The following is a 15,326-nucleotide window of genomic DNA, read 5'->3' as shown; positions in this document are numbered from 1 at the left end:
CCACCCTACGGGCAGCCGTCTACGGCCCGGTCAGGGTGATCGGGTCAGTTGGACTGTTCGCCCTCGTCGCCGTCGTAGCCGCCCTGCTCGGCCAGGAAGCGCTCGAATTCGGCGCCCAATTCGTCGCCGCTGGGCAGTTCACCGTCGCCGACCAGCAGGCTCGACTGCCGTTCCTGGGCGGTCACGAAGCTGTCGTACTGGCGCTCGAGCGCTTGCACGACGGTCTCGACCTCGGAGTTGCCCGCGATGTGCTCGTTGACCTGCTCGCGCACCCGCGCGGCGGCCTCACCGAGCGCGGCCAGCGGGAATTCCAGGCCGGCGTTGTCGGCGACATGTTCGAGCAGGGTCTGCGCGGCCTCCGGATAGGCGGTTTGCGCGAGGTAGTGCGGCACGTGCACCGAGAAGCCGACGGATTCGTGGCCGTGCTGGGCCATCCGATACTCCAGCAGCGAGGACGCGCTGCCCGGCACCTGTAGTTCGCCCGGCCAGCGCTGATGGTCGGCGATGAGGTCGCGATCGGAGGAGTGCGCGGTGATGCCGAGCGGGCGGGTATGCGGAATCGCCATCGGGATGGCGCTCAGTCCGATGCTGCGCCGCACACCGAGCTGTTCGGCGAGCAGACGCACCGCGGTGGTGAATTTCTCCCAGCGCAGATCCGGTTCCAGGCCGGACAGCAGCAGGAACGGGGTGCCCGATGTGTCGCGCAGCGCCCACAGATTCAGCTCGGGTTCGGCGTAATCCGAGAAGTGGTCGGTCTTGAACGTCATCAGCGGACGACGCGAGCGGTAGTCCAGCAACTCGTCGACATCGAACGAGGCGACGAGCTCGCTCTCCAGACTTTCGCGCAGGTGCGTCGTGGCCAGCCGCACCGCATGCCCGGCATCGGTGAAGCCCTCCAGTCCGTGTACCAGGACCGGACCCAAGCCATCGTCGTTCGACAGCTGCGGAGCTGGGAACTCCAACTCGTACATTCGCGACTCGTGGTCCATCGCGTCTCCTTCCTGCGCGGTTCACCGATGCGAGCTTCCAGGTTCACAGGCCTGTTGGGCAATTCGCGGCGGTCAACCACTGTCCATTGTCCCCCATGGCGCCGACACACGTTGCCACGGGCGACACCGACCCATAAGACAGGGCAACATCGGTGGTTCCCCGCACATTCCCGCCGCGCTCGAGGAATCGGCGTGGCATCGCGGGCGGGCACGGGGAGTTTGGCACAGTGGAGCGGTGACCGTGCCGAATTCGATGCGCAGGGGACCGGGCGGATTCGGGCTCTCGGGTCGGGTGCCCCTGGCCGCGCTTGCGATGCTGCTCACCGGTTGCGCATCGACGGTGACCGGACATCCGGTCGGCTCCGAACCGAATACGGTGGCCCAGCATGTGGCGGCACAGCTTTCGACGCTACTGCCCGATCCCGCGCAGTTCCCGGCCGAGTACGAGGCCGTGGTGCTGCCAGCGGAGGCGGCGGCACAGGCGGCGGGGGATCTGACCGGGGTCGGGCGCGGTTCGACAGTGCGACCCGATGGATGTGCCCCGCCCGCTCAGCAATTCGGTCCGAATCAGACGGCCATCGCGGTGGGCACCGACAACCGGACGCGGGCCACGATGACCGTGGAGTTGACCAGGACCGGACAGCCATTGTCGGCCTTGCGTGATCAGTTGAAGCGCTGTCGACAGGTGCACGTCAGCCGGGCGGGTACGACGACGACAGTGACCACCGAATTGCAGGCGCCGCCGCCGACCGACGCCGATGACACACTCGCGTTGCGTCGCACCGTGGCGCCGCAGGTGAGCGCGGCCGGGTTGAGGCAGTCGATGCAGACGCTGACCGGGCAGATCGCCGATGTGCGAATCACCGTGACATACATGACATTCGGCGATGCGAAGCCGGATGCCGCCGCCTTGGACGAGTTGTTCGCGACGGCGGTGCGAAAGGTCGAGAAGGGGTGAATGCGCCGGGCTCCGCCGAGCAGCAGCCCGAGCTCGCAGCCGGACACTAGCAGGCAGCACCGACATGGTCGCCGCGGTTCTGGTGTGTGATCCCCAATTCGTCCACAGTCCAAGTGTTTTCCACAGGGCAATTCGGTCTCGAGATATCCCCAGGTCGGCGTCGCGGGCTTCGCGGTGGGTGAGCGCACCCTCGATGCATGACGACTTCCACGAACGCCGCTGCCGCCCTCGGAGATCCAGGTGATGGTGCATCGCAGCGCCCCGGTTTTTGCCCGAGCCCCGCCGTTCACCTCCGCAAATCCGCTCACCCGCCGCGCGTCGGCGACTCGGACCTACGCGATGTCGAGCATTCGCGTGACGTCGCGGATACGGGCGGCGGTGTGCGAATGCACCGAACAACAGAAGGTCCTGATGCCCGGTGGTCCGTGGACGAGATCTCGGCGCGGATCGATTCGGAGTCCTTCTTCGATCCGGATGTCGACAACGAATCGTCGGAGTGCACACGCGGTTTCGGGAAACAGTTGCACCCGGGAATCTGTGCGGAACCGCCGCCGGAGTTCGGGAATCGGATTCCGGGGGATTCGCTGCATGTCGACGATCCCGGTGAATTGATTGTGGCGGTGCCCGCCATGGTCGGATTCGTGCCGGAGCGATCGCTGGTGGTGGCTGTGCTGCGAGGCGCGAGCGACGCGGAGCGGAGTCCGATCATCGATGCGGTGGTGCGGTTCGACCTGGATCAGGAGGGCGGAAGTAGGCGGGGTCTCGCGGCGGCGTATGCGGAGTGCGTCTCGCATATCTGTGCGGCGGAAGGAGCGACCGAAGTACTCGCGGTAATCATCGATGATCGGGCACGCGAACCACGGCGCACGCGCCGAAACGGTGCGGGGAGTACGGGGCCATGGGGCACGCTCATCGCGGCGTTCGCGCGGCGACTGGCGCGGGTCGAGGTGTACCTCGAGGGTGCCTGGGCGGTGCGCGCCATCGAGGCCGAGCAGCGGTGGTGGAGTCTGCTCGATGCGGATCACCATGGGACGCTGCCGGATCCGGCGACATCGATGGTGACGGTGGCGCATGTGCTCGAAGGGCGGCCGATCCGGGGCACCCGCTCGGAGCTGACCGATCTGGTCGCACCGGACGAGGAGCTGGCGCAACAGGTCGCGGTCCATCTCGACAGCGCCCGCGCGCTCGCGCACGAGCGGTACGCGGCCGCGGTGCGGCGCGGTGATCCCGACGGCTATCACCGGCGCGCGCTCGAACATGTGCTGTGGCAGATAGCCAACACCGATTCCGGTGTGGCCCTCGCCGCGCGGGAATACGCGGAACTGGCCGCGGCGCTGCGTGATCGGACGGTGCGCGACTCGCTGTTCGGGCTGGCGGTCGGATCCCACGCCGCCGCGGCCGAAACCCTGTGGGTGGCACTGACACGTGCGCTGTCGGGCAGCGACCGCGCCGATGCCGCAACACTTCTCGGCTACAGCGCCTACATCCGCGGTGACGGACCGCTCGCAGGCATCGCGCTGCAAGCGGCGCTGGAGGCGGATCCCGACCACTCCATGGCGAGTCTGCTCGAGATCTCCCTGCGCACCGGGATGCGCCCGGAGACGTTGCGCCGTCTTGCCTACTGCGGGCTCGGCATTGCCGCGGACCTCGGCATCGACCTGGGGCCGGTTCTCCGGTGAGCGCGTTCTCGGGTGGTCAGAGGTGATTCGGCGAGTCACATGGTGGTTGCGGCACGTACAGCACCACCATGTGACCGCGCTCGATGGTGAGCTGGCTTACTTCGCGCTGTGTGCCAGCGGGCCGAGATCACGCAGGAATTCCCAAGCATCGGCGACGATTTCGTCGAGATTGTTGTGCTTGGGCTGCCATCCGAGGTCGGCGATGGCGCGGTCGCTGGACGCGATCAGCGTGGCCGGGTCGCCAGCCCGGCGCGGTGCGTCCTCGGCGGCGATGGACAGGCCGGTGACGCGCTCGCAGGCCGAAATCACCTCGCGGACCGAGAAACCGGTGCCGCTGCCGAGATTGAAGATGCGATGCGTGCCGGATTGCGCGGAGCCGAGGGCCAGCACGTGGGCGTCGGCGAGGTCGCGAATGTGGATGTAATCGCGGACCGCGGTGCCGTCGGGGGTGGGCCAGTCGGTGCCGAAGACCGAGATCGCCTTGCGATGACCGAGGGCGACCTGGAGCACGAGGGGGATGAGATGGGTTTCCACCACCCGGTTTTCGCCGAGGCCGCCGTAGGCGCCCGCGACGTTGAAGTAGCGCAGGCTGGTCGCGGCCAGACCGTGTGCGATCGAATAGGAGGTGATGGCGTGGTCGATGGCCAGCTTGGAGGCGCCGTAGGGGTTGGTCGGCCGGGTCGGCGCGTCCTCGGTGATCGGCACTCGTTCGGGTTCGCCGTACACGGCCGCGGTCGAGGAGAAGACCAGCCTCGGCGTTTCGGTGCGACGCATCGCCTCCAACAGCTCGAGCGTCTTCACCACATTGCCGTGCCAGTACTTCTCCGGCTGCTGCACCGACTCACCGACCAGCGACTGCGCCGCGAAATGCAGGACGCCGTCGAAGGATTCGGCCGCGAGCAGTGCGGGCGCGGCGACCGCGACATCACCCTCGACGAATCGCGCCTCGGTGGGCACGCCCTCGGCATTGCCGGTCGACAGATCGTCGACCACCACAACCTCATGCCCCGATTCGAGCAGCACCTGCGCGCAGACGCCACCGACATAACCCGCGCCACCCGTGACCAGAAGTTTCACGCCTCAGACCAACTTCACCTGGACGGCGTGGGCCATTTCGTCCGAGAGCTCGAAACCCTCGTGGCCTGGCACGGTGATGACCACCGATCCGGGTTTGGTCTCGACCGTCACCCGGGCGTCGGGCACCACGCCCGCCTCCCGCAACTGACCGATGACCTCGGGATCGGTCTGGATGTGTTCGGCGAGGCGACGCACCACGACCGCGTGCACCTGGCCGTGCGGCAGATCCGACAGCCGCACCAGGGTCTCGTCGGCGCCGCTCGGCGAGACGAGGCCCAGTTCGTCCAGGCCCGGAATCGGGTTGCCGTAGGGAGAGGTGGTCGGGTGATTGAGCACCTCGACCAGCCGCCGCTCGACATCCTCGCTCATGACGTGTTCCCACCGGCACGCCTCGGCGTGCACGTTCTGCCAGTCGAGCCCGATGATGTCCACGAGCAGCCGCTCGGCGAGGCGATGCTTGCGCATGACCGCGACCGCCATGCTGCGACCCTTCTCGGTCAGTTCGAGATGGCGATCACCGGCGACCAGCAGCAGACCATCGCGTTCCATTCGCGCGACAGTCTGGCTGACCGTCGGACCACTTTGCTCGAGGCGCTCGGCGATGCGCGCACGCAGGGGCACCACGCCCTCTTCCTCGAGGTCGTAGATGGTACGGAGGTACATCTCCGTGGTGTCGACCAGATCCTTCACCTGTTACCCCTTCGTCGGCACGAATTCTACCCACGCACGGCGGCACCACCGCGTGCCGCGTGGTCTCGCGCTACACCCGTGACTGCGCTGTGGGAATTCTGTCGGCGCACGGCCTGTCACCGTGTTCGCTCTCGCTTGTATTTCTACTGCATACGAACGTCCAACGGGGCCGTTACCTTCCCGCGTAGCGTTGCGACCATGGCCACTGCACCGCACGGCGAACAGTCCGCGCCGCTCGACGAAGGTGATCTCGAGGCGGGATCCGGGACCGTCGTCTGGACCGACCGCTTCCTCGACTACGCGTGGACGCCGGAGCACCCCATGAAACCGGCACGCCTGCAGTTCACCATGGCCCTTGCGGAAAGTCTCGGATTACTCGACGGTGTCGAGCGATTGGTGCCGGAGCGGGCCGAAGTGTCCGATTTGCTGCGCATCCATACCGCGGATTACATCGAGGCCGTCGAGAATGCGACACCACTCGCGGGTGCGCCGCTCGCACCGCCCTACGGCCTCGGCTCACCGGACAATCCGGTATTCCCGCGGATGCATCAGGCGGCCTCGGTGATCGTCGGCGGCACATTGACCGCCGCACGCGAGATCGCCCGGGGGCGGACCCGGCGCGCGGTGAGCATCGGTGGCGGAATGCATCACGCGATGCCGGATTCGGCGGCCGGATTCTGCATCTACAACGATGCGGCCGTGGCCATCTCCTGGCTGCTGGACAACGGATTCGATCGGATCGCCTACATCGATGTCGACGTGCATCACGGCGACGGTGTGCAACGCGCCTTCTACGGCGACCCGCGAGTGCTGACGATCTCGATCCATCAGCATCCGGCCACTCTGTGGCCGAATACCGGTTGGCCGGAGGAGACCGGCCACGGCGCCGCCGAGGGTACCGCGATCAATCTCGCGGTCCTGCCCGGTACCCGGGATCCCCAGTGGCTGCGCGGCTTTCACGCGATCGTGCCCGGCGCGCTCGCCGCCTTCCGCCCGCAGATCGTGGTCAGCCAATGCGGTGTCGACACCCATCGCGAGGACCCGCTCGCCGATATGGAACTGACCGTCGACGGTCAACGCGCCGCCTTCATCGCCATGCGTGATCTGGCCGACGAATACGCCGAGGGCCGTTGGCTCGCCGTCGGTGGCGGTGGCTACGGGCTTGTGCGGGTGGTGCCGCGCGCTTGGACGCACCTGCTGGCGACCGCACTGGACCGCACCATCGCACCGGAAACCGCGGTGCCGCAGGACTGGATCGAGATGATCCGCGCCGCGGCGCCGACCGTCGACCCGCCGCGCACGATGGGTGATGGTGGCGACACCGCCTACCGCCCTTGGGATGGTCCCGGCGGCACCGTGGTGACTGGGGACGCGCGCACCGACCGCGCGCAACGCGCTATCGATACGGCCGTATTGGCCACGCGCCGAGCCACCTTCGGGTTGCTCGGACTGGATCCGGAGGACCCCCGTGACTGAGAACCCGCCCGTCCCGGACTCTCCGAGCACGCCCGCGGTGCCGCCACCGCCACCGCAACACTGGTTCGCCGATGTGCTCGCCTCCGACGGCGGCGTGGTGCGACTACGCCCGATCACGCCCGATGACGCCGAGCGGCTGCAGGAATTCCACACGGCACTATCGGATCGCTCCCGCTATCTGCGCTACTTCGGTCCGTATCCGAGGATTTCGCCCAAGGACCTGTACCGCTCCACCCACGTCGACCATCACGACCGGGTCGGATTGCTGTTGGTACTCGGTGAGGCGATCATCGCGGTCGGCCGCTACGAACTGCTGACCGACCGCACCGGACCGCGCGCCGCCGAAGTCGCATTCGTGGTTGCCGACGGACATCAGGGACGCGGCCTCGGGTCGATCCTGCTCGAACATCTGGCTGGTGCGGCCGCGGAGAACAAGATCGAGACGTTCGTTGCCGAGGTGCTCGCCGAGAACACTGTGATGGTCACCGTTTTCCGTGACGCGGGCTATCAGGTGGAGCGCGCCAGGGACGGTTCGGTGCTGCATCTGGAATTCGCCATCGATCCGACCGAAGCCCTGCTGTCGGTGCGTGATTCGCGTGAGCGCGCTTCCGAGGCGCGCAGTGTGGGTAATCTGCTCGCGCCGCGTTCGGTGGCGGTGATCGGTGCCACCGTCGGCCCGGCCCGGGTCGGCGGAGTGATCTTGGCCAACCTGCTGTCCGGGGTGTTCCAGGGGCCGGTGTTCCCGGTCAATCCGAATCGGCGATCGGTGCGCGGTGTGCGGGCCTACCCGACGGTTCGCGATATTCCCGATGAGGTCGACCTCGCGGTGGTCGCCGTGCCGCCGGAGGCGATCGGCTCGGTGCTGGACGACTGTATGGCCAAGGGCGTCAAGGGATTGGTGGTGCTCACCGCGGGCTTCGGGGAGACCGGTGATGGCGGCGTGGTCGCCGAACACGAGCTGGTTACCGCGGCGCGCGGACACGGGATGCGGGTGGTGGGACCGAGCGCGCTTGGCATCGCCAATACCGATGCCTCGGTTTCCTTGAACGCGACTCTGGCCTCGGTGCTGCCCGGGCCCGGGCGCATCGGATTCTTCTGTCAGTCCGGACCGTTGGGTGCCGCCATCCTCGGTGAGGCCGCCGCGCGCAACCTCGGGTTGTCGACCTTCGTCTCAGCGGGCAACCGCGCTGATGTGTCCGGCAACGACCTACTGCAGTACTGGGACACCGACTCCGCCACCGATGTGATCCTGCTGTATCTGGAGAGCTTCGGTAACCCGCGCAAATTCTCCCGCATCGCGCGTCGAGTCGCGCGGAGTAAACCGATCGTCGCGGTGAGCAGTGGGCGATTGGCCGCGCGGTCCCAGCCGACCGGCGATATGGACCGATCCATCGTGCGGGACCTGTTCACGCAGTCGGGAATCGTTCAGGTCGATTCGATTTCGGAGCTGTTCGACTGTGCGGCGCTACTGGGTTATCAGCCGCTGCCCGCGGGGCCGCGGGTCGCTGTGATCGGCAATAGCGCGGCGTTGAACTGGCTCGCCGTCGATGCCGCGCGGGGTGAGGGGCTCGATGTCCGGCGACCCGCCACAGTGCGATATGACGGCGTTCGGCGCCCGCGCCCGACGGAGCGTGTGGTGGATGAGCAGTCGATCGGCGATCCGGTGAGCTTGGGGCCGGACGCGACGCCGGTTGCCTATCTGGACGCAGTGGTCGCCGCACTGCGCTCGGACGAGATCGACGCGGTGATCGTCGTTTTCGCGCCGCCGGTGCCGCTGCCGATGGCCGGATTCGCCGATGCCATTCGCGAGGCCGCGGCGGCCGTGCCCGATGCGGCGAAACCCATTCTCACCACTTTCGTTGCCGAGCAAGGGATTCCGAACCTACTGGCCAGGCGCGGTCCGGCCGGTACGGCGGTGCGCGGGTCGATACCGTCCTACCCGGATCCCGAGCGCGCCGCACGGGCGCTGGCCAGGGCGCACCGGTACGCGCAGTGGCGCACCAAACCGGTGTCGACGGTGGTGCGTCCGGCGGGCATCGACGCGGAACGGGCCAAACGGCTGGTCGCGGGCTGGATGGCCGAATCCGACGGGCGTTGGCTCACCGACCTCGAAGCTGTGGATCTGTTGGACTGCTATGGAATTCATGTCGTCGAATTCCGTGAGGTCCGCAGCGCCGACGAAGCGGTGGCGGCGGCCGAGGAAATCGGCTATCCGGTCGCGGCCAAGGCGACCGGCGAAATGTGGCGGCGCCGACCGGATCTCAGCGGTGTCCGACTGGACCTGTGGCGCCCGGAGGCCGTGCGCCAGGCCTATTCGCATCTGGTGGAACTATGCGGTGACCCCGCCGTGCACATCCAGAAGATGGCCACCCCCGGCGTCGGCTGTGTGCTGCGGGTGCAGGACGACCCGTCCTTCGGTTCGGTCATCGAATTCGGCCTCTCCGGCATGATCATCGAACTCCTCGGCGACCGCGCCTACCGCGCCCTCCCACTCACCGCCGATGAAGCGAGCGCCCTCATCGACGCGCCGCGCGCCGCCCCCCTCCTCTCCGGCACCCCCGCCAGCCCACGGGTCGACAAACCCGCCCTGGTCGAACTCGTCCAACGTGTCTCGTCCCTCTTCGACGACCTTCCCGAAATCCGAGAACTATCCTTCGACCCCGTCCTCGCCTCCGCCAACGCCGCCGCAATCCTCTACGCCCGAGCCCGCTTCGGCCCCCAACCCAGCCGCTTCGACTCCGGCCCCCGCCGCCTCGGCTGAGCTCCCGCCGTCTCATGCGACTCCGCCGCCCCGTAACGCATTGATCTGTGGTAGTCGTGGACTGCTCGACCATCTCGGCGCAATCCTGGGCAGCCATTCGCACGGCCTGTGAACAGCGTGGCGTAGGCATCCTGGCCGCACCGGTCAGCGGCACTGCGAAAGTGCTCGCGGCGGGCGGGCTTTCGATCGCGGCCTCGGGTCCATCGGAGTTCTACCAACGCGTCGCGTTACTACTGCTGCGCAAGGATTCGATCTGGGTCTCGGCGCGGCGCGGCAGCTCGACGTGCCGATGCCGCTCGCGGCGGCCACCGCACAACTCGTTCAGGCCAGTGTCGGCAGTGGCCGAGGGCAGGAGGATTTCGTGATTCCGCTCGATCTGCAGGCCGAGAACTCCGGGTCGAACTGAAACCGGAGAACGTGACGGTCGACGACGGACTGGACGGGGATCGAATGAGGTTCGCCGACCGGCTCGCGCGAACCCGGAGGGGGCGGGACGCGCGGTCACCGGTCGGCGTTCGAGGTGACCGTCCCGGGTCACCAAGCCGGACGTCGGACCGGCCTCGGAGTAGTCCGACGTCATGGGCACGTGCCGGGATCCCCGGCACGAGTTATTGCGGAATCAGCTGGCGTAGGCGCGCAGCCGGTCGGCCCGCTCACCCTTGCGCAGCTTCGACATGACCTCACGCTCTATCTGACGAACGCGCTCGCGGGAGAGCCCGAAGAGCTTGCCGATCTGATCGAGGGTGCGCGGCTGGCCGTCGTCCAAGCCGAAGCGCAACCGGATGACCTGCTGTTCGCGCTCGTCCAGGGTGGCGAGCACGCTGCGCACATCGTGGTGCAGGAGTCCGGCGATCACGGCGGATTCGGCCGAGGTGGCCTCGGAGTCCTCGATGAAATCGCCCAGCGGGGCCTCTTCGTCATTGCCGACCGGCATATCCAGGCTTACCGGGTCGCGGCTGTGGTCGAGCAGATCGGAGATCTTGTCGACCGGAATGCCGGACTCGTTGGCGAGTTCGGCATCGGTGGCCTCGCGACCGAGCTGCTGATGCAGTTCGCGCTTGATCCTGGCCAGCTTGTTGACCTGCTCGACCAGATGCACGGGCAGGCGGATGGTGCGGCTCTGATCGGCCATACCGCGGGTGATGGCCTGCCGGATCCACCAGGTGGCATAGGTGGAGAACTTGAATCCCTTGGCGTAGTCGAACTTCTCCATTGCCCTGATCAGGCCGAGGTTGCCCTCCTGGATCAGGTCCAGCAGCGGCATACCGCGGCCGGTGTAGCGCTTGGCGAGGGAGACCACGAGCCGGAGGTTGGCTTCGAGCAGATGCGAGCGGGCGGTCTGGCCTTCGCGAACGATGGCGGCCAGATCGCGCTTGCGGGTGGCCGACAGTCGCTTGCCGGTCTCCAGCAGATGCTGCGCATAGAGGCCCGCCTCGATGCGCTTGGCCAGCTCGACCTCGTCGGCTGCCGTGAGCAGTGCGGTACGGCCGATCCCGTTCAGGTACACGCGTACCAGGTCGGCGGCAGGGCTCTGGGCGTCGAGGTCCGAATCGCTGGTGCGCACACGAGTGGTGGCGGGGCTTGTCATGACTTGCCTCCTGTCGGTGGTGTCTCACTCCGATCAACGGACCCGACAGGTAGAAAGTTCCCCGCTAGTGCTCCGATAAACCGCTCTGAACTGCGGTTTCCGTCACTTGCGTCTGAGAAGTTCCTGAGAACCCCACCCTGTCGGAACCACCCGTGCGCGAAGCGTCCGGCGGGACGGCAGCGATTGCCGCTTCGTTACACGGGCCGCACCAAACCGTGGCGGACCAATCCGGCCACCACGGATAATGCGTCGGCCGTGAACTCCTCGGTGACTTCGCCCGGTCCGTGGGCGAGCGCGAGCAGTTCTATCAGCTCTCGTAACGGCAAACCGTCGGCGCGCATTCCCGCGACGAGCGCGATGGTGGACTCGTCCACCTCATGCTGCCAGCGCGGACCGTCGCCGCGGTGCAGCCGCGCGACCTGCTGGTCCCAACCGAATTCACTGTGCAGATAGACCCGTTCCAGTGCGGTCGCGGGATCGACCACGAAACGTGTTGACCAGGCCAGGTTTTCCTCGGCGGCAGCGCGGCGCAACCAGGCCGAGCGCGCGAAATACGCGGTGGCCTCGGCGCCGAGCGGATCGTCGAAGCCGTGCGTCAAGTCCTCGGCGAGCAGTTCGGTCGGACCGTCGATGGCGTGCAGATAGACGAAGCCGAAGCCGATGCCCTCGACATCCGCCGCGGCGAAGGCATCGAGCCACTGTTCGGCGCGGGCCTGTGCGGCCGGGTCGCGCGGATCCAAACCCGCGTCACGCAGCCATGTTCCGACATAGAGAGCCGGATCGGCGACATCGCGTTGGACCACCCACGCATCGACGCCTTGCGTGGGCAGCCAGGACGAGACGCGTTGGCGCCAGTCCTCGCCGCGCACATGCACCCACGCGGCCAGCATCGCTGCGGTGCCACCGGGTGCGAGCACGTTGGGGGCCTGCGAGATCACCAATTCGCTTGCGCCGTCCAGGGCGAGACCGGAGTCGCGGTAGGTGTGCTCGATGCGGGCTGGGCCGACCACGAACGGCGGATTGGCCACCACCTGGTCGAAGCGGCGCCCGGCTACCGGCTCGAACCAGGAACCGGGCAGAAGTTCGATATCGAGTCCGTTGAGTACGGCCGTCGCCTCGGCCAGCCATAGGGCGCGCGGATTCACATCGGTCGCGGTGACCGTGTCCGCGTACGCGGCAGCGTGAACGGCCTGAACGCCGCAGCCGGTGCCAAGGTCGAGGACCGAACCGACGCGGCGGGTGGGTGTGGCGCGCAACAGCGAGAGGGAGGCGTGTCCGACGCCGAGCACGTGATCCTCGGTCAGCGTGCGCCGGGACATGGAATCGTCGAGGTCGGACAGGATCCAGCGGGTGCCTTCGCCCGCGTCGAGCGGGCGCAGGTCCAGGGCTGCGCGCACATCGTCGCCGTCGCGGGTGAGCAGACCGGCCGCCACCGCGCGGTCGATATCCACCGGTGCCAGTGCGGCCGCGACGTCGCGTTCGGGCAGTGCGTCACCGAGCAGCAACAGACGGATCAGTGTGCCGAGTGCGCCCGCCTGGCGAGCGGCCCGGCGTACCGGTACCGGTTCGGAGCGGCCAAGTGCGGCGTGCACGTCGGGGCCGAGCACTTCCAGCAGCGTGTCGGCGTTGTAGCCGACGCGGGTCAGCGCGGCCCGCAGATCGGGGCACAGCGCGGTGAGCAGCGATCCGGTGGTCGTCTGGTTGGTAGGCACACCGGTACTCTGCCACCGCGACACACCAGCTACCGAAACGTGTTCGTCGTGTCACATGGGCTGCGATCTCACACGCCGTTCGGGTCGCGGCCGGTGATGCAATAGGGCGCGTCGGCCGGATCGGACATGACGATCCAGTGCTCATGCCGCTCGACCAATGTCGCGCCGAGGGACTGGTGCCAGGCGGCGGTGGCGTCGATATCGGCGGAGGCGAGGTCGATGTGCGCACCGGCGGGCCGGTCCTCGCGGAGGCGCTGCAGCAGAAGTTGTACCGGCATCGGCTCTTTCGCGCGCAGTCGGGCGAATTCGGGCAGGCGGCCCTGCGTCAGGTCCCAGTTGGTGAGCGTGGTCCAGAAGCGGGTTTCGGCGGAGTGGTCGGTCGGGCCGATATCGAGGCAGACCTGGTCGAGGCGGGTGAGGGTGCCGTCCGGGGCGCGCACGGCCGGGGCGGGAGTGCCCTTCGTGCGGCCGCTGGGGGTGAAGCAGAAGATCTGACCACCCGGGGAGCGCAGCACGGCGTAGCTCTTGTGGTTGGCGACCAGTTCGGCGTCGAGGTCGAGTGCGATGCGGACCGCGGCGGTGACATCGTCGACGTCGAGGTCCAGGTGTACCCGGCCGAGTCCGGTCACCGCCTGCATCTTGACGCCCGCATCGGCGAAGAGTGCGGGATCCGGAAGGAGCGTGAGGAATTCGTCGTTCTCACCGCGCCGCGGCGAGAGTTGGGTGTCGGTGATCGTCGACCAGAATGTCGCGCATTCGTCGAAACGTTGCGTCGGGCGGTCGAGGAAGGCCCAGACCCACCGAATCATGCTTTCTCCTGTTTCCTGGCGGGAGTTTCCGCGCCGCCACCGGCGTGCAGTTGTCGCATCTTCCGGCGATTCGGCGCCGTCCGCGCCCGGTTGGCGCGGATGTGTCGCACATCACTGACGCTGAGAGAGTTCCGTCTAGTACCCCCCGCCACACAGTAGGTGTCGCCCGCAAAGCTGTCGACCCGGTTTCGGATCGGCCGCAACTGGCACGATCTTGGCGGTTTATGGCATTCCGGCCACTCGTTCGATACGCGAAATTCCGGCACGCTCAGCGGGTGACTGAACTGCAGACGCCTCCGGTACCTGTCGATTCCGTGCCGAGGCGGCTGCATCCCGCCTGGATCGTCGCCGGTGTCGGATTCATCGCGCTTTTGGGCGCGGCCGCGTTCCGGTCCGTGCCGAGTGTGCTGCTGGATCCGCTGCACGAGGAGTTCGGCTGGTCACACGGCACTATCGGGGCCGCGGTTTCGCTGAATCTGCTGTTGTACGGCCTGATTTCACCGTTCGCGGCGGCGCTGATGGACCGATTCGGTATCCGCCGTGTGGTGGCATGCGCCCTGGTCCTCGTCGCCGCGGGCAGCGGACTCACCGTATTCATGACCCAGCCTTGGCATTTGGTGGCGACCTGGGGGCTCCTGGTCGGGGTCGGCGTCGGATCGATGTCCATGCCGTTCGTGGCGACGATCACCGGCCGCTGGTTCGTGCGCCAGCGCGGACTGGTGACCGGTGTGCTCACCGCGGCGGGCGCGACCGGGCAGCTGATCTTCCTGCCGTTGGTGTCCACAGTGGCGCATGCACACGGTTGGCGGGTGCCCTCGCTGATCGTGGCGGCGGTCGCGCTGGCCGTGGTGCCGCTTGTCCTGCTGTTCATCCGCGACTTCCCCAGTGACGCAGGCGTTTCCGCGTACGGCGCCGAACCCGGCAGCACAGTTGGCCTGCGCGTGCGGGCGTCCGGCGGCGCGACGCGCGCACTGACGGTTTTGACCACGATCGCCCGCAGCCCCGGATTCTGGTTGCTCGCAGGAGGATTCGCGATCTGCGGCGCATCGACCAACGGCTTGGTCGGCACCCATTTCGTCAGTGCCGCACACGATCACGGCATGCCGCCGACCACCGCCGCGGGCCTGCTGGCATTGGTCGGTATCTTCGATGTGGCGGGCACCATCTTCTCCGGCTGGCTGACCGACCGGGCCGACCCCCGCTACCTATTGGTCGGCTACTACACGCTGCGCGGACTGTCGCTGCTGATCCTGCCGTCGCTGTTCGCGCCGGACACTCAGCCGAGCATGTGGGTATTCATCATCTTCTACGGTCTGGACTGGATCGCCACCGTCCCCCCGACGGTCATGCTCTGCCGAGAACTCTTCGGCGCCGACGGCGCGGTCGCCTTCGGCTGGGTCTTCGCCTCCCACCAAATCGGCTCCGCCATAGCCGCCACCGGCGCCGGTATTATCCGCGACATCCAAGGCTCCTACACCCTGGCCTGGTACATCGCGGGCGCCCTCTGCGCCGCAGCCGCCCTCATGTCCGCGGGCATCCGCCGCCACCCCTGAATCCACCACCGAGAATGCGCTGACGGCGGCATCC

Annotated in this window: 12 protein-coding genes and 1 pseudogene; 7 read left to right on the top strand and 6 right to left on the bottom strand. The window is 67.6% G+C overall.

What is annotated here, in order from left to right; translation table 11 throughout:
- Positions 1 to 44: 44 nt before the first annotated feature.
- Entirely contained in the window at positions 45 to 989 is a 945-nt protein-coding gene (locus NA5_RS22280; protein ID WP_062989045.1) for a PAC2 family protein, read from the bottom strand.
- Between the two features lie 235 nt (positions 990 to 1,224).
- On the opposite strand from NA5_RS22280, the gene NA5_RS22275 reads away from it, so the two are divergent.
- Positions 1,225 to 1,947, top strand: coding sequence for a sensor domain-containing protein (locus NA5_RS22275; RefSeq protein ID WP_307188886.1), 723 nt, complete (start codon positions 1,225 to 1,227; stop codon positions 1,945 to 1,947).
- Between the two features lie 425 nt (positions 1,948 to 2,372).
- Positions 2,373 to 3,626, top strand: a complete 1,254-nt coding sequence (locus NA5_RS22270; protein WP_062989043.1) for a DUF4192 domain-containing protein — start codon at positions 2,373 to 2,375, stop codon at positions 3,624 to 3,626.
- Between the two features lie 96 nt (positions 3,627 to 3,722).
- Here NA5_RS22270 and galE read toward each other — a convergent pair whose 3' ends face one another.
- Together galE and NA5_RS22260 are read right to left on the bottom strand one after the other, a co-directional pair.
- Positions 3,723 to 4,703: a UDP-glucose 4-epimerase GalE gene (galE, locus tag NA5_RS22265; RefSeq protein ID WP_062989041.1), complete on the bottom strand. Its 981-nt coding sequence runs from the start codon at positions 4,701 to 4,703 to the stop codon at positions 3,723 to 3,725.
- Positions 4,704 to 4,706: 3 nt separating this feature from the next.
- Positions 4,707 to 5,393: an iron-dependent transcriptional repressor DtxR gene (locus tag NA5_RS22260; protein WP_062989039.1), complete on the bottom strand. Its 687-nt coding sequence runs from the start codon at positions 5,391 to 5,393 to the stop codon at positions 4,707 to 4,709.
- Between the two features lie 198 nt (positions 5,394 to 5,591).
- Between NA5_RS22260 and NA5_RS22255 the strand changes: the two genes are divergently transcribed.
- The 4 genes and pseudogenes from NA5_RS22255 to NA5_RS42880 all read left to right on the top strand — a co-directional run bounded on the left by NA5_RS22255 (position 5,592) and on the right by NA5_RS42880 (position 10,036).
- The gene (locus tag NA5_RS22255; protein WP_062989038.1) at positions 5,592 to 6,869 is read left to right on the top strand and encodes an acetoin utilization protein AcuC; all 1,278 of its coding nucleotides are present in this window, start codon (positions 5,592 to 5,594) and stop codon (positions 6,867 to 6,869) included.
- Positions 6,862 to 9,630: a bifunctional acetate--CoA ligase family protein/GNAT family N-acetyltransferase gene (locus tag NA5_RS22250; protein WP_062989036.1), complete on the top strand. Its 2,769-nt coding sequence runs from the start codon at positions 6,862 to 6,864 to the stop codon at positions 9,628 to 9,630. The genes NA5_RS22255 and NA5_RS22250 overlap by 8 nt, the downstream gene beginning before the upstream one ends.
- A gap of 47 nt (positions 9,631 to 9,677) precedes the next feature.
- Positions 9,678 to 9,854: pseudogene (locus NA5_RS43255) on the top strand (NAD(P)-binding domain-containing protein); the annotation flags it as partial.
- Positions 9,855 to 9,913: 59 nt separating this feature from the next.
- Positions 9,914 to 10,036 carry a hypothetical protein gene (locus NA5_RS42880; RefSeq protein ID WP_281201733.1) on the top strand — a complete coding sequence of 41 codons (123 nt, stop codon included), beginning with the start codon at positions 9,914 to 9,916 and terminating at the stop codon, positions 10,034 to 10,036.
- Between the two features lie 213 nt (positions 10,037 to 10,249).
- Here NA5_RS42880 and NA5_RS22245 read toward each other — a convergent pair whose 3' ends face one another.
- From NA5_RS22245 to NA5_RS22235, 3 genes are all read right to left on the bottom strand, one after another.
- A complete protein-coding gene (locus tag NA5_RS22245; RefSeq protein ID WP_040692597.1) occupies positions 10,250 to 11,218 on the bottom strand; it encodes a sigma-70 family RNA polymerase sigma factor in 969 nt (322 codons plus the stop codon).
- A 194-nt stretch (positions 11,219 to 11,412) separates the two neighbouring features.
- On the bottom strand, positions 11,413 to 12,930 hold the full coding sequence (locus NA5_RS22240) for a DUF7782 domain-containing protein (protein WP_062989137.1): 1,518 nt from the start codon (positions 12,928 to 12,930) through the stop codon (positions 11,413 to 11,415).
- 68 nt (positions 12,931 to 12,998) lie between these two features.
- Positions 12,999 to 13,739 (bottom strand): VOC family protein, encoded by a 741-nt coding sequence (locus NA5_RS22235; protein ID WP_062989034.1) that lies wholly within the window; start codon positions 13,737 to 13,739, stop codon positions 12,999 to 13,001.
- A gap of 275 nt (positions 13,740 to 14,014) precedes the next feature.
- Between NA5_RS22235 and NA5_RS22230 the strand changes: the two genes are divergently transcribed.
- The gene (locus tag NA5_RS22230; protein ID WP_062989135.1) at positions 14,015 to 15,292 is read left to right on the top strand and encodes an MFS transporter; all 1,278 of its coding nucleotides are present in this window, start codon (positions 14,015 to 14,017) and stop codon (positions 15,290 to 15,292) included.
- The last annotated feature ends 34 nt before the right edge of the window (positions 15,293 to 15,326 follow it).

The organism is Nocardia anaemiae NBRC 100462 (assembly GCF_001612725.1).
GTDB lineage: Bacteria > Actinomycetota > Actinomycetes > Mycobacteriales > Mycobacteriaceae > Nocardia > Nocardia anaemiae.
The sequence above is the reverse complement of the archived record's forward strand: the minus strand, read 5'-3'. Positions and strand labels throughout refer to the sequence as shown.

Excerpts from the sequence above, each read along its gene's own strand:
- NA5_RS22245 (WP_040692597.1), bottom strand. The coding sequence starts at position 11,218 with ATGACAAGCCCCGCCACCACTCGTGTGCGCACCAGCGATTCGGACCTC.
- NA5_RS22280 (WP_062989045.1), bottom strand. The coding sequence starts at position 989 with ATGGACCACGAGTCGCGAATGTACGAGTTGGAGTTCCCAGCTCCGCAG.
- NA5_RS22255 (WP_062989038.1), top strand. The coding sequence starts at position 5,592 with ATGGCCACTGCACCGCACGGCGAACAGTCCGCGCCGCTCGACGAAGGT.
- NA5_RS22235 (WP_062989034.1), bottom strand. The coding sequence starts at position 13,739 with ATGATTCGGTGGGTCTGGGCCTTCCTCGACCGCCCGACGCAACGTTTC.